Source organism: Streptomyces viridochromogenes (assembly GCF_001270495.1).
Lineage (GTDB): Bacteria > Actinomycetota > Actinomycetes > Streptomycetales > Streptomycetaceae > Streptomyces > Streptomyces viridochromogenes_A.
In genome coordinates this window covers 32,369-58,179 of record NZ_LGUR01000264.1, presented here as the reverse complement: position 1 = coordinate 58,179, position 25,811 = coordinate 32,369, and the positions used below count along the sequence as shown (strand labels likewise).

The window sequence follows — 25,811 nt, the reverse complement described above, 5'->3', positions numbered from 1 at the left end:
CCCGCGGGCAGAACGGGGATCGTCACCCGTCGCAGGCGGAACGAACGGGCCTCGAAACCCGCCGAATAAAGCCGACCGGCGGCGCCAACCGCCGTGATTCCCAGGGGTACTCCATATCGCGCGCGCATACGACCATCGTGTCAGACCGGGGGAGCGCCCCGTCCCTACCGTCCTCGGTCCTCCCGGGCCGACCACCACGCTCGACCCTCCCGCCCCGGCCGTTGCCCTTCACCCTCCCGTGCCCTCCGTCCCCGACCCTCCCGCGCCGCCCTCGCCCCTCCCCGGCCCGCCGATACCCCGCCCCTCCGCACAGGCCCCTTGAAATCAACGGGCGTTCCGCCGCCCACACCTGCGACAATCAACGCCATGACCACGCTCAAGTCGAAGCTCCAGGAAGACCTCAACGCCGCGATCAAGGAGCGCGACGAGCTCCGCTCCTCGACGCTCCGGCTGACGCTCGCCGCGATCACCAAGGAGGAGGTCGCGGGCAAGGAGAAGCGCGAGCTCTCCGACGACGAGGTGCAGAAGGTGATCACCCGCGAGGCGAAGAAGCGCCGTGAGGCGGCCGACGCCTTCGCGCAGGGTGGTCGCGCCGAGCAGGCCGAGCGGGAGAAGGCGGAGGGCGAGATCCTCGCCACCTACCTGCCGAAGCAGCTCAGCGACGACGAGCTGAACCAGATCGTCGCCCAGGCCGTCGAGGAGGCCAAGGCGGCCGGCGCCGAGGGCCCGCGGGCCATGGGTGCCGTCATGAAGATCGTGAACCCGAAGGTCGCGGGTCTGGCCGAGGGCGGCCGCGTCGCCGCGGCGGTCAAGAAGCTGCTGGCCGGCTGACGCTCACGCAGCAGGGCAGGCCGTAGGCGACGAAACGCCACAGCCGACGAGACCCCACAGGCAGCCCAACCCACAGGCAACGGCCCCTGTCCCCTCGTACGAGGGGACAGGGGCCGTTGCCCTGTCACGGACCCGGACTCTCAGGCCGGCCGGGCCACCGCCTCAGTCGCGGCCCCCGTTGGCGTTCCCGTTCGACTGGCCCTGCCACCAGCCCTCGGGGATCGAGAAGGTCGGCGTCGGGAACGTTCCGCCGTCCGTGCCGCCGTTGTTTCCACCGTTGTTTCCGCCGCCGATCAGGCCACCGATGAGGCCGCCGTCGTCGCCGTTGTTCCCGTCGTCGCCGTTGTCGTCGCCGTCGTCGTCACCCCGGCCCTGGTCGCGGTCCTCGTCGTCGGGGATATGGACCCTGTTGAACTGGTCGACGGGCTTGCCCTCAAGGGCGCCGATCATGGCGTCCCGCCAGATCGGCCCGGGGACCCGGCCGCCGTAGACGAGGTCGTGGTACTCGCCGCCGATGTAGATGTTCTGCATCTTGACCTTCTGGGTGGCGCTGCCGACCCAGACGGCGCCCGAGAGGTTCGGCGTGTAGCCGACGAACCAGGCGTTGCGGCGTTCGTCCGTCGTACCCGTCTTACCGGCGCTGTCGCGGTCGGTGAGACCGGCCTCCTTACCGGTACCGGAGTCGACCACGCCCTGCAGCAGGTTGTTGATGGTGTCCGCGGTCTGCTCGGACATCGCGCGCGAGCACGTCGACTTGGGCACCTCCAGCGACTTCTGCTGGCCGGCGACCTTCTGCGAGATCGACTCGATGGCGATCGGCGTGCAGTACATGCCGCGGGAGGCGAAGGCGGCGTACGCGCTCGCCATCGTCAGCGGGGAGAGGCCGACGGAGCCGAGGGCGATGGCCGGGCGCTCGGGGAGCTTGTCGCCGTTGCCCTGGCGGACCTGGAGCTTGTCGGTGATGTTGACCACCGGGCACAGGCCGATGTCGGCGATCATCTGCACGAAGTAGGTGTTGACCGACAGCTCCATCGCCTTCTTCAGGCGGTAGGGGCCGCGTTCCGACTCACTCTCGTTCTCCAGCTTCTCGCCGCGGAGGTTGGTCCACGGCGTGCTGTCGCAGGTCTGGACCGGGCTCGGGTACTCCATCTCGTACGGCGACGAGTACTCCTGCGTCGGCGGCCGGCCCTCCTCCAGCGCGGCCGCGGCGACGAACGGCTTGAACGTCGAACCGGTCGGGAAGCCGAAGTTGGAGCCGCCGTACGCCGAGTCGACCGAGTAGTTGAGCTCGGTCTCGTTCTTGCCGTAGCCGTACGGCTTCGACTGGCCCATACCGAGGATCTTGCCGGTGCCGGGCTCGACCAGGGTGGTCGCGGCGGCGACCTTGTCGTCCTGGTTGACGTGCTCCTTGAGCGAGGCCTGGACCGACTTCTGCGCCTGCGGGTCGAGGGTCGTCGTGATGGTCAGGCCGCCCCGGTTCCAGATCTTGGCGCGGGCCTCGCGGTTCTTGCCGAAGACCGGGTCGCTCTTGAAGACCTTCTCGACGTACTTGCAGAAGAAACTGGCGCCCTTGACCGCGGTGATGCATCCGTTGTGGGGCTTGCTGACCTTCAGGCCCAGCGGCGCCTTCTTGGCCTTGTCGGCCTCCTCCTGGGGGACGTCGCCGACGTCGGCCATGCGCTGGAGGACGATGTTGCGCCGCTTGGTGGCCTCGGCCTCGTCATTGATGGGGTCGTAGCGGCTCGGCGACTGGACGATGCCGGCGAGCAGCGCGGCCTCCGGCAGCTTGAGGTTCTTGGCCGACTTGGAGAAGTAGCGCTGGGCGGCGGCCTCGACGCCGTACGCCTGCTGGCCGAAGAACGTGATGTTCAGGTAGTTCTCGAGGATCTTCTTCTTGCCGAGCTCTTCCTCGACCTGGATCGCGTACTTCAGTTCCTTGATCTTGCGGCCGAGGGTCTGCTGGGTGGCCTGCGCGACCTTCGTCGGGTCGTCGCCGGCCTCCTCGACGAAGACGTTCTTCACGTACTGCTGGGTCAGCGTGGACGCGCCCTCGCTGACGCCGCCGCTCTGGGCGTTGCGGTTGAGGGCGCGCAGGACGCCCTTCAGGTCGACCGCGCCGTGCTGGTAGAAGCGGGCGTCCTCGATCGCGACGATCGCCTTCTGCATGTACGGCGAGATGTCCTTGAGGTCGACCACCGTACGGTCGCGTGAGTAGACCGTGGCGATCGTGCCGCCCTTGGCGTCGAGGATCGTGGTGCGTTGGCTCAGCGGTGGCGTCTTGAGGTTGGCCGGGAGTTCGTCGAAACTCTCGACCGAACCCTTGGCGGCGAGCCCCAGCGCGCCGACTGCGGGCAGTGCGATACCGGCCAGCACGGCTCCCGCGAGCACACTGACACCGAGGAACTTGGCGGCCTGCTGGGTTGGCGACAGACCACCGCCCGAGCGCTTCTTTGGCATGGGGGCAGCCTAAACCGTAGAGATGAGCGAACCGAGGGCCGACCGTGCGGGAGCGTGCGACGGGAACGCAACGGGAAGGCGATGGGAACGGCGAGGCGACGTGAGCCATGGTGGCCATGGCACGCCAAAATCGGCCGCCCACCTGCGAGCGCAGCTCGCTGAATGGATGCAGCCCATTTCCCGGACAGGCGTGCAGGCCTTGGCCTAAGCTGCTCTCAACTGTCACAGCAGTGCGGCCACGTATCAATACGTCCGGCGACCCCGAATCGTTGCGGAGGTTCCCCACTTTTTTGGTGGGCACGTGTCCGAATCCGCCTTGTGTGTCATCCGGCGTCCGTTGTGACTCAACAGAACTGTCCCGGTTTGCCGGGAAGGTCACGTATGTCGCCAGCTCACTCCCCCGGGTGATCTGCCGCTTACGCATAGTCCGTTCGGGCCATTCAAGATTGGGCCCGAAGGGGGTGTTGCGCTGTGCCCACCTTCCGTAACGTCCTCAACTGGCGGCGGTGAATATGCCGCTGCCGCCGTGGGGGAGCCTCGATTCGGGAGAGGACGGCGCCGGTATGGGCTGGGTAGTCGACTGGAGTGCGCAGGCGGCCTGCCGCACTACCGATCCGGATGAACTGTTCGTTCAGGGAGCAGCGCAGAACAGGGCCAAGGCGGTGTGCACCGGATGCCCGGTGCGTACGGAGTGCCTGGCGGACGCGCTGGACAACCGCGTCGAGTTCGGCGTGTGGGGAGGAATGACGGAGCGGGAGCGCCGCGCACTGCTGCGCAGGCGGCCCACCGTGACCTCCTGGCGCCGGCTGCTGGAGACGGCGCGTACGGAGTACGAGCGGGGGGCGGGCATCCTGCCGCTCGACGACGACGAGGTGTACGAGGACTACGCGGCGGTGGGCTGAGGAGCCAGGACCGGACTCCCGGGCCTCCCTGGGCGGGGCCCGCAGGACTCGTCGGACTCCCTCAGGCGTCGGCCGCGGGATCAGGCAGCTCCGGCCGATGGGCCGCGAGCCGGTTTCCGATGTCCCGCAGCCCAGCGAGGTCGTGCACATCGCCGGGCAGCGCGGCTACTTCGGCGACCGCCACCTCGGGGTGCAGCGCGGTGAAACGGTCACGCGTGCGCTGCTCGCGGGAGAGCAGCCGCATGCGGTCGGCGTGCAGCTTCAACAGGCCTGCCGTGAGTTGGTCGACGGACCGCTCGACATGTGGGGTGACGGACTTCGGTTCGTCCGTGGCCGCGGTGCGCTCGGTGTCCGTGGCGGCGGGGGAGCCTGCGTCAGGAGCCGGTGCTTCGGAAGCGGCCGATGCTGAACTGCCGTACGTGTCGGGGGAGTTACGAAGTCCAGCTTTCCCGCCCTCCTGATCCACAATGCGGGGCTCTTCAAGATTTTCCGCGGCGGCGAGCGCCCGCTCGGCGGACAGCCGGTCGGCGCCGCTGCCGTGGACCCGGTTGAGCACGAGACCGGCCAGCGGCATGTCCTCGGCGGCCAGCCGCTCCACGAAGTACGCGGCCTCGCGCAGCGCGTCCCGCTCCGGCGCGGCCACCACCAGGAACGCCGTCCCGGGCGCCTGAAGCAGCTTGTACGTCGCGTCCGCGCGCGTGCGGAAACCCCCGAACATCGAGTCCATGGCCGCCACGAAGGTCTGTACGTCCTTCAGCAACTGCCCGCCGAGCAGCTTGCCGAGCGCTCCCGTCATCATCGACATGCCGACGTTCAGGAACTTCATCCCCGCCCGCCCGCCGACCTTCGCCGGGGCCAGCAGTACGCGGATGAGCTTGCCGTCCAGGAAGGACCCGAGCCGCTTGGGCGCGTCCAGGAAGTCCAGCGCCGAGCGCGACGGGGGCGTGTCGACGACGATGAGGTCCCACTCGTCCCTGGCCCGCAGCTGGCCCAGCTTCTCCATCGCCATGTACTCCTGCGTGCCCGCGAAGCCGGCCGACAGCGACTGGTAGAAGGGGTTGCCCAGGATCGCGGACGCCCGCTCCGGGTCCGCGTGCGCCTCGACGATCTCGTCGAAGGTGCGCTTCATGTCGAGCATCATCGCGTGCAGCTCGCCGGCGCCCTCGACGCCTTTCACCCGGCGCGGGGTGTTGTCCAGCGAGTCGATGCCCATCGACTGGGCGAGGCGGCGGGCCGGGTCGATGGTCAGCACGACCACCTTGCGCCCCCGCTCCGCGGCCCGCAGCCCCAGCGCCGCCGCGGTCGTGGTCTTGCCGACGCCGCCCGAGCCGCAGCACACCACGATGCGGGTCTTCGGATCGTCGAGCACCGGGTCGAGGTCGAGCACGCGCGCGGGGGAGAGGTGCGGGGGGTGGTGGCGGGCGGCGTCGTGCGCGTGGGCCGGTTCCGGACGACTCATGACATCCCCTGCTTCCGACGTACCGCGTACAGCTCCCGACTTGTGAACGGACTCATGACAGGCCCTGTTCCCGCAGCTCGCCCGCGAGTTCGTACAGGCCCGCCAGATCCATACCCTCGGCGAGCAGCGGCAGTTCGTGCACCGCAAGCCCCAACTCGGCCAGGACCGACCGCTGCTCGTGCTCCAGCGCGTACCGCTCGGCGTACTCGTCGGCCTGCGTCAGCAGCGGGTCCACCAGCCGCTCGGCGTTCCCGCCGCGCCGCGCCCCGCCTAGCCCGGCCGAGGACAGCGACTTGGCGACGGCCGCGCGCGGCACACTGCGTACGAGTTCCAGATCGGCCGCGTCCAACACCTCGGGCCGCACCATGTTCACGATGACCCGTCCCACCGGCAGTCGCGCCGCCTGTAGCTCGGCGATGCCGTCGGCGGTCTCCTGGACGGGCATCTCCTCCAGCAGCGTCACCAAGTGCACGGCCGTCTCGGACGACTTCAGCACTCGCATCACGGCCTGCGCCTGATTGTGTATCGGCCCGATCCTGGCGAGCCCGGCGACCTCGTCGTTGACATTGAGGAAGCGGGTGATGCGCCCGGTGGGCGGCGCGTCCATGACGACACAGTCGTAGACGAACCGCCCGGCCTTGTCCTTACGCCGCACGGCCTCGCAGGCCTTGCCGGTGAGAAGTACGTCTCTCAGCCCCGGCGCGATGGTGGTGGCGAAGTCGATGGCGCCGAGCTTCTTCAGGGCCCGGCCCGCGCCGCCCATCTTGTAGAACATCTGGAGGTAGTCCAGAAGGGCCAGTTCGGGGTCGATGGCGAGGGCATACACCTCCCCGCCCCCAGGAGCGACGGCGATCTTCCGCTCCTCGTAAGGCAGCGCCTCTGTTTCGAAGAGCTGCGCGATGCCCTGCCTGCCCTCGACCTCGACGAGAAGCGTCCGCTTCCCCTCGGTGGCGAGGGCGAGCGCGAGCGCGGCGGCGACCGTGGTCTTTCCGGTCCCGCCCTTGCCGCTGACGACCTGGAGCCTGCTCACGCCTTCGAGCCTAACCAGTCGCCGCGCGAGTCACGCGGCAGCCTGTGGATAACTTGGACGTGGTCGGCCGCATGGCCCCCTCCGGGCAACGGATAAAGTCGGCCACATGACCAAGTGGGAATACGCAACCGTGCCACTGCTCGTCCACGCCACGAAGCAGATTCTGGACACCTGGGGCGAGGACGGCTGGGAGCTCGTCCAGGTCGTGCCCGGGCCGAACAACCCCGAACAGCTCGTGGCCTACCTGAAGCGGGAGAAGCAGGCGTGAGCGGGGTCGAGGCGAAGCTCGCAGAGCTGGGCCTGACGCTCCCGGAGGTCGTTCCTCCGCTGGCCGCGTACCAGCCGGCTGTCCAGTCGGGCGTGTACGTCTACACCGCGGGCCAGCTCCCCATGGTGGAGGGCAAGCTTCCGGTCATCGGCAAGGTGGGCGCCGAGGTCACCCCCGAGGAGGCCAAGGAACTCGCCCGCATCTGTGCCCTGAACGCCCTCGCGGCCGTGAAGTCGGTGGCGGGCGACCTGGACCGCATCGCGCGAGTGGTGAAGGTCGTCGGGTTCGTGGCGTCGGCGTCGGACTTCACGGGGCAGCCGGGCGTCATCAACGGCGCGAGTGAACTCCTGGCCGAGGTCCTCGGTGACAAGGGCGTTCACGCGCGCAGTGCGGTGGGCGTGGCCGTGCTTCCGCTGGACGCGCCGGTGGAGGTCGAGGTTCAGGTGGAGCTGACGGAGGCGTAGCCCTTCGGCGGTGGGGACGGTGTGTCGCAGCCTGCCCGGGATCCTCCGGACGGGCTGCGTATCAGGGCACAGTGGCCCCATGGCCGAAACCGTTCTCCACAGAGGGCTCGACGCCCAGGGGTACATCGCGCGCGAAGGGTCCCTCGGGCGGGTTCCCCGTCCGTTCCGGCCCGTCGTCGCCGCCGCGCGGCACCGCCTGCTCGATGTGTTCGGGGCGCGGCTGCACAGCGCCTACCTCTATGGGTCCGTTCCGCGCGGCACCGCGCGCGTGGGGCGCAGCGACCTGGATGTGCTGGTCGCCCTGTGCGAGGAGCCGACCGAGGCGGACCGGGCGGACGCGCGCGTGCTCGACGAGGGGCTGGACACCGAGTTCGCGCAGATCGACGGGGCCGGGACGCTGCTGTACAGCCGCAGGCGGCTGCTGAGCGATCTGGAGACCCACGACCTGGGGTGGTTCGTCGCCTGCCTGTGTACGCCCCTTCTCGGGGACGATCTCGCCGAGTGTCTGCCGCGCTACCGGCCCGACGCGCTGCTCGCGCGCGAGACCAACGGCGATCTCGGCCTCCTGCTGCCCCGATGGCGGGAGCGGATCGCCGGGGTCGATGACAGCGAGGACGCGCGGAGGCCGCTCGTGCGGTTCATGTCGCGGCATCTGGTGCGTACGGGGTTCACGCTCGTCATGCCTCGCTGGAGCGGGTGGACCAGTGACCTGAGGGAGATGGCGGAAGCCTTCGGGGCGTACTACCCGGTGCGGGCCGAGTCGATGCGGACGGCGGCCGTGCTCGGGTACGAGCCCACGGGCGACGCGGGTGTACTCCGGTCCTACGTCGATGATCTCGGGCCGTGGCTCGCGCAGGAGTACGCGCGCGTGCACGGCGTCAAAGCGCCGCGGCCCCTGTGAGGGGGCCCAGCGAGGGGGCTTTCAGGTGACGCGCGGTGGTTCGGCCGCTCGCTAGATGAGGCCGTGCTCCTCCAGATAGTCCAGCTGCGCCCGTACCGACAGCTCTGCCGCCGGCCACAGGGAGCGGTCCACGTCCGCGTACACGTGGGCGACGACCTCGGCGGGGGTGCCGTAGCCGTCCTCGACGGCCGTCTCGACCTGGGCGAGGCGGTGGGCGCGGTGGGCGAGGTAGAACTCGACGGCGCCCTGGGCGTCCTCCAGGACGGGGCCGTGGCCCGGGAGGACGGTGTGTACGCCGTCGTCGACCGTGAGGGACCTGAGGCGCCGCAGCGAGTCCAGGTAGTCGCCCAGGCGGCCGTCGGGGTGCGCCACGACCGTCGTGCCGCGGCCCAGGATCGTGTCGCCGGTCACGACTGCGCGGTCGGCCGGGAGGTGGAAGGAGAGCGAGTCGGCGGTGTGGCCCGGCGTCGGGACGACGCGCAGTTCCAGCCCGCCGACGCTCACCACGTCCCCGGCGGCCAGTCCCTCGTCGCCGAGTCGCAACGCCGGGTCGAGGGCACGCACGCGTGTGCCGGTCAGTTCGGCGAAGCGTACGGCGCCCTCGGCGTGGTCCGGGTGGCCGTGCGTGAGCAGGGTCAGGGCGATGCGCTTGCCGGACTTCTCGGCCGTCGCGACGACGTTGCGCAGGTGTCCCTCGTCCAGGGGGCCCGGGTCGACGACGACGGCCAGGTCGGAGTCGGGCTCGGAGAGGAGCCAGGTGTTGGTGCCGTCCAGGGTCATCGCGGAGGGGTTGGGCGCGAGGACGTTGACGGCGCGGGGGGTGGCGGGGCCGGAGAGAACCCCGCCTCGCGGCTGGCCGGGGAGGGCGGCTGCGTCCGTCATACGAGGGGGCCTTCCGGAGCTGGGGGCGGTGCGGGCGGTGCGGGCACGGTCATGCGGGGGCTCCGCCGGTCGGGATGTGTTTGGTGAACTCGTCGTGACCGGGCCAGGACAGCACGATCTCGCCGTCCTCCAGGCGGGCCCGCGCCAGGACGGGCGTGAGGTCGCGGTCGTGGGCGGCGGCGAGGGCGTGCGCGGCGGTGTCGTACGGGATCAGCTGACGCAGCGTCGCGATGGTCGGCGGCATCATCAGCAGCTCGCCCTTGTCGTACGAGGCGGCGGCTTCCGCGGGGCGGATCCACACCGTGCGGTCGGCTTCGGTGGAGGCGTTGCGGGTGCGCTGGCCCTCCGGGAGAGCGGCGACGAAGAACCATGTGTCGTAGCGGCGGGGTTCGAACTCCGGGGTGATCCAGCGGGTCCAGGCGCCGAGGAGGTCGGAGCGGAGGACCAGGCCGCGGCGGTCGAGGAACTCGGCGAAGGAGACGTCCCGGGCGACCAGGGCCGCGCGGTCCGCCTCCCAGTCCTCGCCGGTGGTGTCGCCGACGACGGAGTCGTCGGTGGGCCCGGCGAGCAGGACACCCGCCTCCTCGTACGTCTCCCGCACGGCCGCACAGACGATCGCCTGAGCCGCCGCCTCGTCGACCCCGAGCCGCTGTGCCCACCACGCGCGCGTGGGGCCCGCCCAGCGGATCGGATGCTCGTCGCGCGGGTCGACGCCGCCGCCGGGGTAGGCGTATGCCCCACCCGCGAAGGCCATGGACGCCCGGCGGCGCAGCATGTGCACGGCGGGACTGGCTTCGGCGTCGGCGTCCCTGAGCAGCATGACGGTGGCCGCGCGCTTCGGGACGACGGGGGTGAGACTCCCGTCCGCGAGCGCACGGATGCGGTCCGGCCACTCCGGTGGGTACCACTGCCCGTTTGCCATGGGCGGAGGCTATCTCCTGGTGTGCGGATGTTCGAGGGGTGGCCGGGGCGGTGGGGGGTGCCTGCGGCGGGCTGGTGCCGGTGTGGTGGGGGTTCGCGGCTGTGCCTGCGGCGCCTGTGCGGGTTGGGTGGGGGTGCGGGTGCGTTGTGGGGCGGGGCCGTGTCGGGGGGTGTCCGTCCTCGGTCCGGTGCGCTGGCGTACTGCCAGGAGGTCCTGTTTCTTGACACCGGACTCTGCGGGCGGACGCCCCCCGACACGTCCCCTCGCCGCCGTACGCGGCTGCCGCGCCGTGGGGGTGGAGGACCAAACGCGACCGGGCCCCGCCTCGTGGTGAGGTGGGGCCCGGTCGCGTACGGCTAGCGTGAGCGCTTGGCCAGGCGCTCGACGTCCAGCAGGATGACCGCGCGGGCCTCCAGGCGAAGCCATCCGCGCTGTGCGAAGTCGGCCAGGGCCTTGTTGACCGTCTCGCGCGATGCGCCGACCAGCTGGGCCAGCTCTTCCTGCGTCAGGTCGTGCACGACGTGGATGCCCTCTTCGGACTGCACGCCGAAGCGGCGGGAGAGGTCCAGGAGGGCGCGGGCCACGCGGCCGGGGACGTCCGAGAAGACGAGGTCGGACATCGCGTCGTTGGTGCGGCGCAGGCGGCGGGCGACGGCGCGCAGCAGCGCGGTGGCCACCTCGGGGCGCGCGTTCAGCCAGGGCTGGAGGTCGCCGTGGCCCAGGCCCAGCAGCTTGACCTCGGTCAGCGCGGTGGCGGTCGCCGTGCGCGGGCCCGGGTCGAAGAGGGACAGCTCGCCGATCAGCTCGCCGGGGCCGACGACGGCGAGCATGTTCTCGCGGCCGTCGGGGGACGTGCGGTGGAGCTTGACCTTGCCCTCGGTGACGACATAGAGCCGGTCGCCCGGGTCGCCCTCGTGGAACAGGGAGTCGCCACGGGCGAGGGTCACCTCACTCATGGAGGCGCGCAGTTCCGCGGACTGCTCGTCGTCGAGAGCCGCGAAGAGCGGGTTGCGCCGCAGAGGGTCGTCCACGAGTTCTCTCCTTGTCGACCTGCTCAGGGGATCTTTCCCCTACGTACCAGGGGACCGTGCTCCCCATTTTGCCGGACGGTCCAAACAGTGTGATCTGTCACAAGGATGCCGCACAGGTGTCCCGAGGTAAGCGGCAGGGGTCCAATTGGGGGCTGATCTTCAGGGGTCAGGGCGGATGTCACTGCCGGGCTCTAGGCTGGCCGGGTGTCCAAATCGCCGGTGAGAGCACAGGCCAAGGGGGCTGGGCGGGTGGTTGTACGTCGTTATTCCGCTGTGGGCGAACAGGGTCCTGGCGGCGGAAAGAAAGCGACAAAAGGGGCAACAAGGCGGCGGGTGAAGTGATGGCAGGTGGCGAGAAAGCGGCGGCGAACGAGGCCTCGGGGGTGGACGAGGCGGCGGGCGTGAGCGAGGCGGCGGCGGTGAAGAAGTCGGCGGCCAGGAAGAGGGCCGCGCCGGTGAAGAAGGCCGCGTCTGCGAAGAAGGCGACCACCAAGAAGGTGAACGCCAAGAAACCCGACGTCGTCCTTGAGCGGGCCACCGCCGTGGTCAAGGGCGCCTCTTCTGTTAGAGCGGCGAGTGCGAAGGGGGTTGCGGCCGAGTCCCGTACCGGGCTCGTGCGTCGTGCCCGGCGTATTAACCGTGAACTCGCCGAGATCTACCCCTACGCCCACCCCGAACTGGACTTCGTCAACTCGTTCCAGCTGCTGGTCGCCACGGTTCTGTCCGCCCAGACCACCGACCTGCGCGTCAACCAGACGACGCCCGCGCTCTTCGCCAAGTACCCCACGCCCGAGGATCTCGCCGTCGCGAATCCGGAGGAGGTCGAGGAGATCCTCCGTCCGTGCGGTTTTTTCCGGGCCAAGACCAAGTCCGTCATGGGTCTGTCGAAAGCGCTGGTGGAGAACCACGGCGGCGAGGTCCCCGGTCGGCTCGAAGACCTGGTCAAGCTGCCCGGCGTCGGTCGTAAGACGGCCTTCGTGGTGCTCGGCAACGCCTTCGGCCGCCCCGGCATCACCGTGGACACGCACTTCCAGCGGCTGGTGCGGCGCTGGCAGTGGACCGAGCAGACGGACCCCGACAAGATCGAGGCCGAGATCGGCGCGCTGTTCCCGAAGAGTGACTGGACGGATCTCTCGCACCATGTGATCTGGCACGGCCGCCGCATCTGCCACGCCCGCAAGCCCGCGTGCGGTGCCTGCCCCATAGCGCCGCTCTGCCCGGCGTACGGCGAGGGCGAGACGGACCCGGAGAAGGCGAGGAAGCTCCTGAAGTACGAGAAGGGCGGCTTCCCGGGCCAGCGTCTCAACCCCCCGCAGTCCTATCTGGACGCCGGCGGCAAGCCCGCCCCGCCGCTGGGGGCGGCCGGATGACCGGCGAGACGGGTGGAGCAGGGCGTCGCCGTACGGTCGTACGGGACGGCCGGAACGATCTAGGTGCCGTCGGGCGTTGGACTGGGCAGGACGACGGGGGTGGCGATGACGCGGGCGAGTGATACGCAGGACGGGCCGGTGATGCTGAGCAAGGACGGGCTGCCGGGCTGGCTGGACCCGGTGGTGCGGGTCGTCGAGACGGTCGAGCCGGTGCAGCTGAGCCGGTTCCTGCCGCCGGAGAACGGCGCGGGGCGGCAGTCCGCCGTACTGATCCTCTTCGGGGAGGGTGAGTGCGGGCCCGAGCTGCTGCTGATGGAGCGGGCCAGCTCGCTGCGCTCCCATGCCGGCCAGCCTTCGTTCCCGGGCGGCGCCCTCGACCCCGAGGACGGTGACCCGCAGGCCGACGGGCCGCTGCGGGCCGCTCTCCGCGAGGCCGAGGAGGAGACCGGGCTCGACCCGAGCGGTGTCCAGCTCTTCGGCGTTCTGCCCAGGCTGTACATCCCGGTCAGCGGGTTCGTCGTCACGCCCGTGCTGGGCTGGTGGCGCGAGCCGAGCCCGGTCGACGTCGTCGATCCGAACGAGACGGCCCGCGTCTTCACCGTCCCCGTGGCGGATCTCACGAATCCGGACAACCGGGCCACGACCGTCCACCCCAGCGGCCACCGAGGTCCGGCATTTCTGGTCGAATCGGCACTGGTGTGGGGTTTCACCGCCGGGATCATCGACCGCCTGCTCCATTTCTCGGGCTGGGAGCGGCCTTGGGACCGCCACAAGCAGGTCCCGCTCGACTGGCGGTCATGACAGGGTGTCTGCCGTGCTGTGTTTTCCCGGGGGTCAACCCCTGGACCCCCGGCCGAGCTGGTGGGACCGGAGAGTGAAGAGGCGAGGCCTGAAGCGGTGAACGTGCTGGACATCCTGTTGCTGGTCGCCGCCGTGTGGTTCGCGATCGTGGGCTATCGCCAGGGCTTCGTCGTCGGCATCCTGTCGGTGATCGGCTTCCTCGGTGGCGGTCTCGTGGCCGTGTACCTCCTCCCGGTCATCTGGGACGCGCTGACCGACAACGCCGAGGTGAGCACCACCGCCGCCGTCGTAGCGGTCGTCGTCGTCATTGTCTGCGCCTCCGTCGGCCAGGCCCTGACCACCCACCTCGGCAACAAGCTGCGCCGGTACATCACCTGGTCCCCGGCCCGCGCCCTGGACGCCACCGGCGGCGCCCTCGTCAACGTCGTCGCGATGCTCCTCGTGGCCTGGCTGATCGGCTCCGCCCTCGCCGGGACGACGCTGCCGACGCTCGGCAAGGAAGTCCGTAACTCCAAGGTGCTGCTGGGTGTCTCGCGGGCGTTGCCCGACCAGGCGGACACCTGGTTCGCGGACTTCTCCTCCGTGCTGGCGCAGAACGGCTTCCCGCAGGTCTTCAGCCCGTTCGCGAACGAGCCGATCAACGAGGTCCAGCCGCCCGACCCCGCCCTGGCCAACAGCCCGGTGGCCACCCGCGCCCAGCGATCCATCGTCAAGGTGATGGGCACCGCGCCGAGTTGCGGCAAGGTCCTGGAGGGCACCGGCTTCGTCTTCGCCGACCGCCGCGTCATGACCAACGCGCATGTCGTGGGCGGCGTCGACGAACCCACCGTCCAGATAGGGGGCGAGGGCAAGAGATACGACGCGACGGTCGTCCTCTATGACTGGGAGCGCGACATCGCCGTGCTCGACGTGCCTGACCTGGACGCGCCCGTACTCCAGTTCACGGCCACCGACGCCCAGAGCGGCGACAGCGCGATCATCGCGGGCTTCCCGGAGAACGGGGCGTACGACGTGCGTGCCGCGCGCGTGCGCGGGCGACTGCCGGCCAACGGCCCCGACATCTACCACCGGGGCACGGTGCGCCGTGACGTCTACTCGTTGTTCGCGACCGTCCGCCAGGGCAACTCCGGCGGCCCGCTGCTCACGCCCGAGGGCAAGGTGTACGGCGTGGTCTTCGCCAAGTCCCTCGATGACGCCGACACCGGCTACGCGCTCACCGCGGACGAGATCCAGGAGGACATCGTCAAGGGGCGTACCGCCAACCAGCAGGTGGACAGCGACAGCTGCGCGCTCTGACGGTCGGTCCAGGCCCGGCGACGCCGGGATGATCCAAACGGCAGGGCCTGGGTCAGCCGCGCGGGTGGCGCAGGCGTACCGAGACCCAGCGGGCCCGGCGGCGCAGAATGCGCGGAATGCCCACCCTCAGGTCCGAGCCCGCCATCTGCGGGGCGCTGCCTCGCTGGTGGGAGCTCAGCCCTCCGGCCGAGCGTCGATTGCGTGCTGCGTCACTGTAGTCGTGCGTCCAGCCCATACCCCGACGTCTGCCCCCGCCCCAAGGTCGATAACCGCCCCCAGGGCCCCCAATTGGCCTATGCGCCAGGCAATTGGCTGTTCGTAGTACACGTGTTCAGATCCGGATACCGGGCGCGTCGGCGCGGTCACCGATCGGGTTCGGGATCTTTCAGCCAATTGATCAGCTCGGTGGAGAAAGCGACCGGGTCTTCCTCATGCGGGAAGTGCCCGAGCCCGTCGAACAGCCGCCAGCGGTACGGCGCTTCGACGTACTCGCCCGAACCTGCCGCGCTCCGGGTGCGCATCACGGGGTCGAGGGAGCCATGCAGGTGGAGGGTCGGCACACGTACCGGCCGCTTCATGCGCCGGTTGAACTGGATGCCGTCGGGGCGGGCCAGCGAGCGCACCATCCAGCGGTACGGCTCGATGGAGCAGTGCGCCGTCGACGGGATGCAGATCGCACGGCGGTACGTCTCCACCGCCTCGTCGTCGGGCAGGCGCGGGCCCGACCAGTCCCGGATCAGCCGTGCGACGAGCGCCCCGTCGTCGGCGGTCAGCTGACGTTCGGGAATCCAGGGCCGCTGGAATCCCCAGATGTAGGAGCTCGCATTCGTCTGCTTGACGTCCGAGAGCATCGCCGAGCGCCAGCGCCGGGGGTGCGGCATGGACGCGACCGCGAGCCGGCGGACCAGCTTGGGGCGCATCACGGCTGCCGTCCACGCCAGATATCCCCCCAAATCGTGACCGACCAGCGCGGCGTCGGGCTCGCCGAGCGAGCGGATCACGCCGGTGATGTCGAGGGCGAGGTTGGCCGGGTCGTAACCGCGCGGTGTGCGGTCGCTGCCGCCCACGCCCCTGAGGTCCATCGCCACGGCCCGGAAGCCGGCGTCGGAGAGGGCGACGAGCTGGTGCCGCCACGTCCACCAGAACTGTGGGAAGCCGTGCAGGAGCAGCACCAGCGGTCCGTCGCCCATCTCCGCGATGTGGAAGCGCGCGCCATTGGCGGCCACGTCCCTGTGCGTCACCTCTTTCCCGCCGGGGACGTCCAGTCGTACGACCGAGGCAGGTTGCGCCGAGGGGGTGGCGGGATCCGTCATGACGACGAGCGTGCCACAGCCTCGATGGCCGCGGGCGCCCGGTCCTCCAGCTCCGGTGTCGTCGCGGGGGCCGGACGCGGATGCGGCTTGGCCTTCTGGAGGACGCCCGCCGTCTCCTTCACCGACGCGGCGACCTTCTGCGGGCCCTTGCTCTTCTTGGCCTTCTTCGCGAAGACGACCCCGACCAGGACGAGAACGAGGGCGATGAGGACGTTCGCCGCGAAGGACAGCAGGAAGCAGATCGCGAGGTTCCAGTCGCTCCAGGTCCGAATCCCGTACGCGAGGGCGAAGTTCAGCATCGGCAGGGAGAACACCAGCACCGCGCCGGCCACCGTGAAGGCGCCGCCGCTCGTCGCGCCGCGCTTGACGTCCTGCTTGAGCTGAGCCTTCGCCAGTGCGATCTCGTCGTGCACCAGCGCCGACATCTCGGTCGTCGCCGACGCGAACAGCTGGCCGATGCTGCGTTCGGCGCCGACCGGGCTGCCGTCGGGTGCGCTCATCGCGGTCTCCCTCGTAGATACGGTTCCGTCTTCTGCCTGACTGCGTACGGTTCCGTCTTTTGTACCGTCCCGTCAGATCATGCCCGACGATGCTCCTCCTCGCCTGCCCCGCCCGCCACTTCGGCAAGCGTGTGGCGTGCGGCGGCCTTCTCCTCGGCGATCCGGCGGTGCTCGGCGGCCTTGCGGTCGTAGATGGCGGCCATCCGCAGGTGGTACTCCGGCTCGTCCTCTTCGTAGATGTCCGGAATGCCGTCCGCATCCTCGTCGCGCTCCTCGGCCTCCCACAACCGGCGGTACTTGGCGTTCCGTATCTTCAGCAGGACCGTCGCCAGGATTGCCGCGGTGAGCGAGCCCATGAGTACGGCCGCCTTGACCTCGTCGGTCAGCGCGGCGTCGCCCACGAAGGCGAGCTCGCCGATGAGCAGCGAGACGGTGAAGCCGATCCCGGCGAGGGCCGCGACGGCGAACACGTCGGCCCACTCCAGGTCGTCGCTGAGCGAGGCCCTGGTGAAACGTGCCGTCAGCCAGGTGCCGCCGAAGATGCCGACCGTCTTGCCGACGACCAGCCCGAGGACGACCCCGAGCGTCTCCGGCTGGGTGAAGACATCGCCGAGCGCCCCGCCGGAGACGGCCACGCCGGCGCTGAACAGCGCGAACAGCGGCACGGCCAGCCCCGCCGACAGGGGGCGTACGAGATGCTCGATGCGCTCGCCGGGCGAGTACTCCTCGTCCTCGCGCCGGGTGCAGCGCAGCATCAGGCCCATCGCCACGCCCGCGATGGTGGCGTGAATGCCGCTGTTGTACATCAGCCCCCAGATGACCAGGGCGAGCGGGACGTACACGTACCACCCGCGTACGCCCTTCCTCAGCAGCACCCAGAAGACGGCGAGGCCGACGACGGCTGCGCCGAGCGCGGCGAAGTTGATCTGTGACGTGAAGAAGATCGCGATGATCAGGATCGCGAACAGGTCGTCCACAACGGCGAGGGTGAGCAGGAAGGCGCGCAGGGCGCTCGGCAGGGAGGTGCCGATGACGGCGAGCACGGCGAGCGCGAAGGCGATGTCCGTGGCGGTCGGGACCGCCCAGCCCGCCGGCGAGCCGTGCCCGGCGACGTTGGTCAGCGTGTAGACGAGCGCGGGCACCGCCATTCCGCAGAGCGCGGCGACGACCGGCAGTACGGCTGCCTTGGGGTCCTTGAGGTCACCGGCCACCAGCTCACGTTTGAGCTCGATGCCGGCGACGAAGAAGAAGATCGCGAGCAGCCCGTCGGCGGCCCAGTGCTCGACGGACAGGTTCAGGCCGAGGGCCTCGGGGCCGAGGTGGTAGTGGCCCACGCTCTCGTAGCTGTCGTGCAGTGCGGGGACGTTCGCCCAGACCAGCGCGGTGATCGCGGCGACGAGCAGCAGCACCCCACCGACGGTCTCGGTGCGCAGCGCCTCCGCGACGAAGTTCCGCTCGGGGAGGGACAGCCGTCCGAAGACCTTGCGGGCGGGGGCGGGGGTGGGGGTGCGGGGCGCGGCCACGGGGGGAGACCTCCGGTCGGTGGGCAGGACAGAGCACATTGCCGACCAGACTTCCCGGCGCACCTGAGGTTGAGAGTGCTTTTTGGTTAGTTTACCTAAGGGTGCGCGGAGGTGCATCCGTCGATCTCCACGGTACGTACCGACCGTACGCATGCGAAGGGCACCCGGCGCGCTTGTCGCCGGGTGCCCTCGGTGCCGTACTCGGTCGTCAGCCGTGCTCAGTCGTGCTCGGCCATCGGCCGTGCTCAGTCCTCGCTCGGCGCCGCCGGGAGCTTCGCCTGGATGAGGTCCATGACGGTCGAGTCGGTCAGCGTCGTCACATCCCCGAGCTGCCGGTTCTCGGCGACGTCGCGCAGCAGACGGCGCATGATCTTGCCGGAGCGGGTCTTGGGCAGCTCGGCCACCGGCAGGATCCGCTTCGGCTTGGCGATCGGGCCGAGGGTGGCGCCGACGTGGTTGCGCAGGTCGTTGACCAGGCCTTCGTCCTCGGCGTTCGCCGTGCCGCGCAGGATCACGAAGGCGACGATCGCCTGCCCGGTGGTCTCGTCGGCGGCACCGACGACGGCCGCCTCGGCGACCGAGGGGTGGGAGACGAGGGCGGACTCGACCTCCGTGGTGGAGATGTTGTGGCCCGACACGAGCATGACGTCGTCGACGCGCCCGAGGAGCCAGACGTCCCCGTCGTCGTCCTTCTTCGCCCCGTCACCGGCGAAGTACTTGCCCTCGAAGCGCGACCAGTACGTGTCGAGGAAGCGCTGGTCGTCGCCCCAGATCGTGCGCAGCATCGACGGCCACGGCTCGGTCAGCACCAGGTAGCCACCACCGCCGTTGGGCACCTCGTTCGCCTCGTCGTCGACGACGGTGGCGGCGATGCCGGGCAGCGGCGTCTGGGCCGAACCGGGCTTGGTCGCGGTGACACCCGGCAGCGGCGAGATCATCATCGCGCCGGTCTCGGTCTGCCACCAGGTGTCCACGATCGGGGTGCTGTCGGCGCCGATGTGCTTGCGGTACCAGATCCACGCCTCGGGGTTGATCGGCTCACCCACGGAACCCAGCACCCGCAGGCTGCTGAGGTCGAACTTCGCGGGGATGTCGTCGCCCCACTTCATGAACGTACGGATGGCGGTCGGCGCCGTGTACAGGATCGTCACCCCGTACTTCTGCACGATCTCCCAGAAGCGGCCCTGGTGCGGGGTGTCCGGCGTGCCCTCGTACATGACCTGCGTCGCGCCGTTCGCCAGCGGCCCGTACACGATGTACGAGTGGCCGGTGACCCAGCCGACGTCGGCGGTGCACCAGTACACGTCCGTCTCCGGCTTGAGGTCGAAGACGGCGTGGTGGGTGTAGGCGGTCTGGGTGAGGTAGCCGCCGGAGGTGTGCAGGATGCCCTTCGGCTTACCCGTCGTGCCCGACGTGTAGAGGATGAAGAGCGGCTGCTCGGCGTTGAAGGCCTCGGGGGTGTGCTCGGCGGACTGCCGCTCGACGATCTCGTGCCACCAGACGTCCCGGCTGTCGTCCCAGGCGACGTCCTGGCCGGTGCGCCGTACGACGAGGACGTGCTCGACGTTGTCCACCTTGCCGACCGCCTCGTCGACGGCCGGCTTGAGCGCGGAGGGCTTGCCGCGCCGGTAGCCGCCGTCGGAGGTGATGACGACCTTGGCGTCCGCGTCCTGGATCCGGGTGGCGAGGGCGTCCGCCGAGAAGCCGCCGAAGACGACGGAGTGCGCGGCGCCGATGCGGGCGCAGGCCAGCATCGCGACGGCCGTCTCGGGGATCATCGGCATGTAGACGGCGACCCGGTCGCCCTTCTGAACCCCCAGCTCCAGCAGGGCGTTGGCGGCCTTGGAGACCTCGTCCTTCAGCTCGGCGTAGGTGATCGCGCGGCTGTCGCCGGGCTCGCCCTCGAAGTGGATGGCGACCCGCTCGCCGAGGCCGGCCTCCACATGCCGGTCCACGCAGTTGTACGCGACGTTGAGCTCGCCGTCCTTGAACCACTTCGCGAACGGCGGGTTCGACCAGTCCAGTGTCTCCGTCGGCTCCTTGGCCCAGGTCAGCCGACGGGCCTGCTCGGCCCAGAAGCCGAGCCTGTCAGCCTTGGCCTGCTCATACGCCTCCGCGGTGACGTTGGCGTTCGCGGCCAGGTCGGCGGGCGGCGCGAACCTGCGCTCCTCGCGCAACAGGTTGGCCAGGCTTTCGTTGCTCACGACATCTCCCTTTCCCAGGGTGTCCGTTGTGTCCCAGGCCACAGCTCATCAGACCCGGGGGCCCGATGACAAGGGTCGACGGAAAATTGGTTTAGACCTGTCGGCGGGGTTGGGGCCGGGGGTGGCCCGGAGGTGCTTTTCGGCGCCGGGGTCATCCGTTCCCACGGACGCCGGACGGACGCGGTTCAGGTCTGTAATCCCTTTCACATTCAGACCCGGGCCAGGTGAGACACCACCCAAGGGAAGCCGGCCCCCAGAGGAAGGCGGCTCCGAAGGGAGCGCGGCTCCGAGGGAGCGCGGTTCCCACAGGAAACGCGGCCCCGCGCCGAACGGGGCCGCGCTCACCTTCCCGGCGTCATGCCGACAGATTCGCCACCCCCACGTGGTCGAACACGTCGTCCTCACTCTCCCCGCGCTCCTCGGCGAGCAGATACGCCTGCGCCTCGCCCACGTGGAAGTACATCCCGTGCAGCTCCAGCATCCCTTCCCGCAGAGCCCGGCCCACCGACTCGTGGGCGCGCAGATGCTCCAACTGCTGGACGACATTGGTCAGGCAGAGCTGCTCGACCGCGTCGGCCGGTGCGCGCCCGGCGAGTCTGGCCCACGGCCGGCTCTCGTCGGACAGCCGCTCCAGGCTCGGCTGCCCATGCCGCAGCCACCTTCTCAGCGGGGTCTGCGGGTCGTCCGGCTCGGAGCTGAGCAGCGCCTGCATGGCTCCGCATCCGGAGTGCCCGCACACCGTGATGGACCGCACCTCCAGGACGTCCACCGCGTATTCGATCGCGGCGGCCACCGAGTCGTCCCCGCTCTCCTGGCCGGGCAGCGGAACGAGGTTGCCCACGTTGCGCACCACGAACAGGTCGCCGGGGCCGCTGGAGGTGATCATCGACGTGACCACCCGTGAGTCCGCGCAGGTGAGGAACAGCTGGGAAGGCTGCTGTCCCTCACGTGCCAGCCGTGCCAGCTCACCCCGCACCAGGGGCGCCGTATTGCGCTGAAACGCGCTGATGCCCCGGGCCAGTTGATGCGTGCTCGGCCGGCTCCCGTCCGTCCCGCCTGCCCCGTCGGCCGAGCTCTCACCGAGTCGGCCGGACTCGGCGGGGCCTTCGGTGGCGGTGGTGTCGTCGGCACCACCGGAACCGCCCGAGCCGGAGGTTCGGTCGGCCGGGTCGAGCTCACCGGTGCTGCCGCAGGCGTCGTTGGCACCGGGGGTGTTGGCCCGGGCGGTGCTGTCGGATCCGGGCGCACGCGTTTCCCCGGGGCGACCGTCGCCGGATGCGACGGACTCCGGGATCTCGCACTGGTGATTGCGCCAGGGCGTCCAGGGGTGGCAACGGCAGTCGGCCGTATCGGCCATGGCCGTCCCCGAGTCGAGATGAAGGCCGACCGGTCCTGTCGGCTCGCCGATCCGGACCCCGGACCTGCGGCCGATCAGCTCGACGGTCCCGCCGTGCGCGGTCTGCGTGTTCTGCCAGTCCTGCAGTGACTCGTACGCCGCGTGGTCCATGAACGACCCGTCCAACTCCACGACGGCGTGGGCGCCTTGGGGTACGAGATGCAGGGCCCGGCTGAGCCGCGGTACCGCGAGGAATGTCAGCTGCCCTCGTACGCGTACGTGATGGACTCCTTCCTTCTCGTCATGCGTGATCCGGGTGCGGGTGAGGCGGTGCAGGGCGACGGCGACGGCCATGGCGATCCCCAGCGTCACGCCCTCCAGGACGCCGAAGAACACCACGCCGAGGGTCGTGATGGCGTAGACCAGCACTTCTCGGTGGCGGGTCACCGTGCGGATGTGGTGCAGGGACACCATCTGGATGCCGACGGCCATCACCAGGGCGGCGAGTGAGGCGAGCGGGATGAGCTCCAGGATCGGGACCATCAGCAGCGCGGCGACTACTACGAGAACGCCGTGCAGCATCGTGGAGTTCCGGCTGACGGCACCGGCTTGAACATTCGCGGAACTGCGTACGGCCACCCCGGCGACGGGCAGCCCGCCGAGCACGCCGGAGACGACGTTGGCGGCGCCCTGCCCGAGCAGCTCACGGTCCAGGTCGGAGCGTCCGACGCGGGCGGACACCTCGGGTCGGGTGGCGACCAGCTTGTCCACGGCGACCGCACCCAGCAGCGACTGCACGCTGCACACCAGCGTGATGGTGAGCACCGCGGCGACGAGGCCGAGCACCGGGCCCTCGGGGAAAGCGGCCAGTGCGTGGCTGCTCCACGACGGCAGGTCGACCTTGGGCAGGCTGAGTCCGGTGAGGGACGCGGTCGTACTGGCTCCGGCGACGGCGACGAGCGGGGCCGGCACCTTGCGCAGGAGTCGGCCGGCGCGGCCGGGCAGCCGGGGCCAGACCAGCAGCAGGGCCAGGGTCAGCGCGCTCACCGACAGAGCGGCCGAGTGCACTCCGGCCAACTGGGCGGGCAGGCCGCGCATGTTGTCGAGCACCGAGCTGTGCGGGGTGCCGCCGAGGACGATGTGCAGCTGGGCCACGGCGATGGTGACGCCGATGCCGGCGAGCATGCCGTGCACGATGGCGGGGCTGACGGCGAGCGCGCTGCGTGCCACGCGCACGAAGCCGAGGCCGAGTTGGGCGATGCCCGCGAGGACGGTGATGGCGCAGGTCGTACGCCATCCGTACTGCTGGATGAGTTCGGCGGTGACGACCGTGAGGCCGGCGGCGGGGCCGCTGACCTGGAGCGGGGTGCCGCCGAGGTAGCCGACGACGAGTCCTCCGACGGCGGCCGCGACGAGGCCGGCCTGGAGGGGGGCGCCGGTGGCGAGGGCAATGCCCAGGGACAGCGGGAGTGCGATCAGGAAGACCGCGATCGAGGCCGACAGATCGGCGCCCTCGACGCGGGGTCGGCGGGACCGGGTCGGCGGTGGGCTGTGGGGTTCGTGGATGCGCTTCTCTCGACTCGGTTCATCGGCGCGGGTGGGAACGAAGGCTGACATGTTTTCCCGTCTCCTCCGGGGCAGCGCGGTCGCGGATCTGGTGGTCCCCCGCTCTCTGGCGAGGGGTCGGGTCGCGGCCGTGTGGTCACGGCATGCAGCGGCGGGATGCATCAACAGTCGGTAAACAGACCGTAATGCAGAGTAAAGGGCGGGAATAGTTTTTCCGAGCAAATGGACTAATAAATCCCCCTGAAGGGTGAAGTGGCCGATTAGTCGGCTTGTCGTACTAATTCCCTCTCTGTCCCGTGCGACCTTGGCGGCGCTGTCGGCACCCGAGAGAAGGAAGAAGGTGGACGGACATGGCCGCCACCCGCAGGAACGCCGCCCCCCGCACGGTCGCCGTGACACACGGGGCCGCCGCGACGCAGCGGATCGCACCGGCGCACAGGATCGCTGCGGGCACCGCGATCGCCGCGGTCTGTGCCGCATCGCTCGCCGGTTGCTCGACCGGCGACGATGCCCGGGAGGGGGCGCCCGGACCACCGAAGGCGAAGCCGGCGGCACCCGCGCCGCAGAGCGTTGTGCGTCTGATCGGCGACGGTTCCACCGCGTACACCGGAGCGCAGCCGCATCTGCCCAGACCCGAGCGATTGAAGCCCGGTCAGAAGCCGCCGCAGTTCGTGGTGTTCTCCTGGGACGGCGCCGGCGAGGACAGCCAGAAGCTGTTCTCCCACTTCCGCGCGGTCGCCAAGGCGAACAACGCGACGATGACGTACTTCCTCAGCGGCGTGTACATGCTGCCGAACCACAGACGCGATCTGTACCGGCCGCCCCAGCACTCCCCGGGCCGCTCCGACATCGGCTTCAACGACGAGGAGGGCATCGCCGCCACCGTGAAACAGCTACGTCTCGCGTGGCTCGAAGGCAACGAGATCGGCACCCACTTCAACGGCCACTTCTGCGGCAGCGGCGGCGGGGTCGGCGAATGGTCGGTGGAGGAATGGAAGGACGAGATCACCCAGGCGAAGAAGTTCGTGAAGTCCTGGAAGACCACCACCGGCATGACGCGGGCGGCCCCCCTGCCATTCGACTACGACAAGGAACTCATCGGCGCCCGCACGCCCTGTCTGGAGGGCCGCAAGAACTTCATCAAGGCCGCGCGTGAGCTGGGCTTCCGCTATGACTCCAGCGGTGTCAACAATCAGGTCTGGCCCACCAAGAAGGCGGGACTGTGGGACCTGTCCATGCAGCTGGTGCCCTTCCCGGGGCACTCCTACGAGCAACTCACCATGGACTACAACTTCATGGTCAACCAGTCGGGCACCACGACCCAGGGCGATCCCGCCAAACACGACTTCTGGGGCGACCAGATGCGGGACGGTCTACTCAAGGGCTTCTACCGGGCTTATGACGGCAACCGTGCGCCCCTGATCATCGGCAACCACTTCGAGTCCTGGAACGGCGGCACCTATATGCGCGCCGTCGAGGACGTCGTCGAGGCTGTGTGCAACAAGCCGGACGTGCGCTGCGTCTCCTTCCGTCAGCTCGCCGACTGGCTGGACGCCCAGGACCCGGCGACCTTGAAGAAACTGCGCACTCTGGAGGTCGGCGAGGCCCCGAAGCAGGGCTGGGCGTCCTTCCTGTCGGGACGCCCGGCCCCGGCTCCGAAGGGAGTGCCCGGGGCGCCGGCATTCAAGCAGTAGGAGTCAGGCGGGAGTTGGCCTCGGTGAGGCCGAGGGCGCTCTCGCCGAGGACGAACCCGGGGTCGATCTGCGCAGCCAGGTCGGCCCCGGTGCGCTCGTTGCCCCAGGACTGGGCGTTCTTCAGGTGGAAGTGCACCATCTGGCGGGTGTAACGCTCCCAGTCCCGCAGCTCGTGGGTGGCGTCCACGGCCGTGCGCAGCCGGCGCAGGGCGAGCTGGTTGGCATCCTCCAGGAACTCGAACCGGGGCGGGCGGCCCTTCTCCATGGAGCGCACCCAGTCCGAGTGCCCGATGGTCACCAACAGGTCGTCCCCGACCTCGGCGCGGAGGAAGTCGAGGTCGTCCTGGCCCTGCACCTTGTTGCCGACGACCTTCAGGATGACGCCGAAGTCGCGGGCGTACTCCCTGTACTGGCGGTAGACGGAGACCCCCTTCCGGGTCGGCTCGGCTACGAGGAACGTGATGTCGAAGCGGGTGAACATGCCCGAGGCGAAGGAGTCCGAGCCCGCCGTCATGTCGACCACGACGTATTCGTCGGGGCCGTCCACCAGGTGGTTCAGGAACAGCTCCACCGCCCCTGTCTTGGAGTGGTAGCAGGCGACCCCCAGATCGGAGTCCGTGAAAGGGCCGGTGACCATCAAACGGACGGCGCCGCCGTCGAGTTCCACCGGTCGGGCGCAGGCGTCGTACACCGGATTGTTCTCGCGCACCCGCAGCAGCCGCGACCCCTCGCCGGGGGGCGTCGTCTTGATCATCGTCCGGGCGGAGTCGATCCGCGGGTTGGATCCGCGCAGGCAGTCCTTGATCAGCGACAGCCGCTCGCCCATCGCGGGCAGCGCGGCGGCCTCCGCCTCGTCGAGGCCGAGGGCGGCTCCCAGGTGCTGGTTGATGTCGGCGTCGACGGCGACGACGGGCGCACCGGCGGCGGCGAGATGGCGGATGAACAGGGATGACAGGGTCGTCTTGCCGCTGCCGCCCTTCCCGACGAAAGCAATTTTCATGTTCACGAAGGGTAGTCGCGTGATAGCTGTACGTGGCAGGTGTGCGTGAAGAAGGCCACTC

22 protein-coding genes and 1 pseudogene are annotated in these 25,811 nt (G+C 69.8%); 9 read left to right on the top strand and 14 right to left on the bottom strand.

From position 1 onward, the window contains the following. Positions 1-128, bottom strand: a pseudogene (locus ADK36_RS50860) (metallophosphoesterase); the annotation flags it as partial. Between the two features lie 238 nt (positions 129-366). Between ADK36_RS50860 and ADK36_RS43470 the strand changes: the two are divergent. Further along, entirely contained in the window at positions 367-831 is a 465-nt protein-coding gene (locus tag ADK36_RS43470; protein ID WP_030053725.1) for a GatB/YqeY domain-containing protein, read from the top strand. Positions 832-993: 162 nt separating this feature from the next. On the opposite strand, the gene ADK36_RS43465 is transcribed toward ADK36_RS43470, so the two are convergent. Then, on the bottom strand, positions 994-3,288 hold the full coding sequence (locus ADK36_RS43465) for a transglycosylase domain-containing protein (protein ID WP_048585621.1): 2,295 nt from the start codon (positions 3,286-3,288) through the stop codon (positions 994-996). Between the two features lie 563 nt (positions 3,289-3,851). Here ADK36_RS43465 and wblA point away from each other — a divergent pair. After that, complete coding sequence (wblA, locus tag ADK36_RS43460; protein ID WP_048585622.1) at positions 3,852-4,190, top strand: transcriptional regulator WblA; 339 nt, start codon at positions 3,852-3,854, stop codon at positions 4,188-4,190. Between the two features lie 61 nt (positions 4,191-4,251). Here the strand turns inward: wblA and ADK36_RS43455 are convergent, their stop codons facing one another. Both ADK36_RS43455 and ADK36_RS43450 read right to left on the bottom strand, forming a co-directional pair. Beyond that, positions 4,252-5,649: an ArsA family ATPase gene (locus ADK36_RS43455; RefSeq protein ID WP_048585623.1), complete on the bottom strand. Its 1,398-nt coding sequence runs from the start codon at positions 5,647-5,649 to the stop codon at positions 4,252-4,254. A 52-nt stretch (positions 5,650-5,701) separates the two neighbouring features. Then, positions 5,702-6,679 carry an ArsA-related P-loop ATPase gene (locus ADK36_RS43450; protein ID WP_048585624.1) on the bottom strand — a complete coding sequence of 326 codons (978 nt, stop codon included), beginning with the start codon at positions 6,677-6,679 and terminating at the stop codon, positions 5,702-5,704. Positions 6,680-6,785: 106 nt separating this feature from the next. Here ADK36_RS43450 and ADK36_RS48570 point away from each other — a divergent pair, with 106 nt between their 5' ends. The 3 genes from ADK36_RS48570 to ADK36_RS43440 all read left to right on the top strand — a co-directional run bounded on the left by ADK36_RS48570 (position 6,786) and on the right by ADK36_RS43440 (position 8,312). Beyond that, on the top strand, positions 6,786-6,947 hold the full coding sequence (locus ADK36_RS48570; RefSeq protein ID WP_003975360.1) for a DUF4177 domain-containing protein: 162 nt from the start codon (positions 6,786-6,788) through the stop codon (positions 6,945-6,947). Next, entirely contained in the window at positions 6,944-7,411 is a 468-nt protein-coding gene (locus ADK36_RS43445) for a RidA family protein (protein WP_048585625.1), read from the top strand. Before ADK36_RS48570 ends, ADK36_RS43445 begins: the two co-directional genes overlap by 4 nt. A 79-nt stretch (positions 7,412-7,490) precedes the next feature. Beyond that, on the top strand, positions 7,491-8,312 hold the full coding sequence (locus ADK36_RS43440) for a nucleotidyltransferase domain-containing protein (RefSeq protein WP_048585626.1): 822 nt from the start codon (positions 7,491-7,493) through the stop codon (positions 8,310-8,312). 51 nt (positions 8,313-8,363) lie between these two features. Here the strand turns inward: ADK36_RS43440 and ADK36_RS43435 are convergent, their stop codons facing one another. The 3 genes from ADK36_RS43435 to ADK36_RS43425 all read right to left on the bottom strand — a co-directional run bounded on the left by ADK36_RS43435 (position 8,364) and on the right by ADK36_RS43425 (position 11,147). Next, entirely contained in the window at positions 8,364-9,194 is an 831-nt protein-coding gene (locus tag ADK36_RS43435; RefSeq protein ID WP_048585627.1) for an MBL fold metallo-hydrolase, read from the bottom strand. A 49-nt stretch (positions 9,195-9,243) separates the two neighbouring features. Further along, on the bottom strand, positions 9,244-10,116 hold the full coding sequence (locus ADK36_RS43430; RefSeq protein ID WP_053201544.1) for an NUDIX hydrolase: 873 nt from the start codon (positions 10,114-10,116) through the stop codon (positions 9,244-9,246). Between the two features lie 356 nt (positions 10,117-10,472). Further along, positions 10,473-11,147, bottom strand: a complete 675-nt coding sequence (locus tag ADK36_RS43425) for a Crp/Fnr family transcriptional regulator (protein ID WP_030046018.1) — start codon at positions 11,145-11,147, stop codon at positions 10,473-10,475. Positions 11,148-11,488: 341 nt separating this feature from the next. Here ADK36_RS43425 and nth point away from each other — a divergent pair, with 341 nt between their 5' ends. The 3 genes from nth (at position 11,489) to ADK36_RS43410 (ending at position 14,614) form a co-directional block, all read left to right on the top strand. Then, a complete protein-coding gene (gene nth, locus ADK36_RS43420; RefSeq protein ID WP_078942562.1) occupies positions 11,489-12,517 on the top strand; it encodes an endonuclease III in 1,029 nt (342 codons plus the stop codon). Positions 12,518-12,622: 105 nt separating this feature from the next. Beyond that, a complete protein-coding gene (locus ADK36_RS43415; RefSeq protein WP_048587447.1) occupies positions 12,623-13,318 on the top strand; it encodes an NUDIX hydrolase in 696 nt (231 codons plus the stop codon). Positions 13,319-13,414: 96 nt separating this feature from the next. Continuing rightward, positions 13,415-14,614 (top strand): MarP family serine protease, encoded by a 1,200-nt coding sequence (locus tag ADK36_RS43410; RefSeq protein ID WP_053201539.1) that lies wholly within the window; start codon positions 13,415-13,417, stop codon positions 14,612-14,614. A gap of 52 nt (positions 14,615-14,666) precedes the next feature. On the opposite strand, the gene ADK36_RS50855 is transcribed toward ADK36_RS43410, so the two are convergent. The 6 genes from ADK36_RS50855 to ADK36_RS43385 all read right to left on the bottom strand — a co-directional run bounded on the left by ADK36_RS50855 (position 14,667) and on the right by ADK36_RS43385 (position 23,107). Then, positions 14,667-14,849 carry a hypothetical protein gene (locus tag ADK36_RS50855; protein WP_078916826.1) on the bottom strand — a complete coding sequence of 61 codons (183 nt, stop codon included), beginning with the start codon at positions 14,847-14,849 and terminating at the stop codon, positions 14,667-14,669. 127 nt (positions 14,850-14,976) lie between these two features. Beyond that, positions 14,977-15,927 carry an alpha/beta fold hydrolase gene (locus ADK36_RS43405; RefSeq protein WP_048587445.1) on the bottom strand — a complete coding sequence of 317 codons (951 nt, stop codon included), beginning with the start codon at positions 15,925-15,927 and terminating at the stop codon, positions 14,977-14,979. Then, positions 15,924-16,427, bottom strand: coding sequence for a phage holin family protein (locus ADK36_RS43400; RefSeq protein WP_048587444.1), 504 nt, complete (start codon positions 16,425-16,427; stop codon positions 15,924-15,926). Before ADK36_RS43400 ends, ADK36_RS43405 begins: the two co-directional genes overlap by 4 nt. A gap of 77 nt (positions 16,428-16,504) precedes the next feature. Then, positions 16,505-17,950 carry a Na+/H+ antiporter NhaA gene (gene nhaA / locus ADK36_RS43395; RefSeq protein ID WP_053201537.1) on the bottom strand — a complete coding sequence of 482 codons (1,446 nt, stop codon included), beginning with the start codon at positions 17,948-17,950 and terminating at the stop codon, positions 16,505-16,507. Positions 17,951-18,195: 245 nt separating this feature from the next. Next, positions 18,196-20,154: an acetate--CoA ligase gene (gene acs, locus ADK36_RS43390; protein ID WP_053201534.1), complete on the bottom strand. Its 1,959-nt coding sequence runs from the start codon at positions 20,152-20,154 to the stop codon at positions 18,196-18,198. Between the two features lie 355 nt (positions 20,155-20,509). Continuing rightward, on the bottom strand, positions 20,510-23,107 hold the full coding sequence (locus tag ADK36_RS43385; protein WP_053201532.1) for a SulP family inorganic anion transporter: 2,598 nt from the start codon (positions 23,105-23,107) through the stop codon (positions 20,510-20,512). Positions 23,108-23,478: 371 nt separating this feature from the next. On the opposite strand from ADK36_RS43385, the gene ADK36_RS43380 reads away from it, so the two are divergent. Then, a complete protein-coding gene (locus ADK36_RS43380) occupies positions 23,479-24,750 on the top strand; it encodes a lipoprotein (protein WP_048587256.1) in 1,272 nt (423 codons plus the stop codon). Here the strand turns inward: ADK36_RS43380 and ADK36_RS43375 are convergent. Further along, positions 24,740-25,750: an ATP-binding protein gene (locus ADK36_RS43375; protein ID WP_053201530.1), complete on the bottom strand. Its 1,011-nt coding sequence runs from the start codon at positions 25,748-25,750 to the stop codon at positions 24,740-24,742. The genes ADK36_RS43380 and ADK36_RS43375 overlap by 11 nt on opposite strands. Positions 25,751-25,811: the final 61 nt, after the last annotated feature.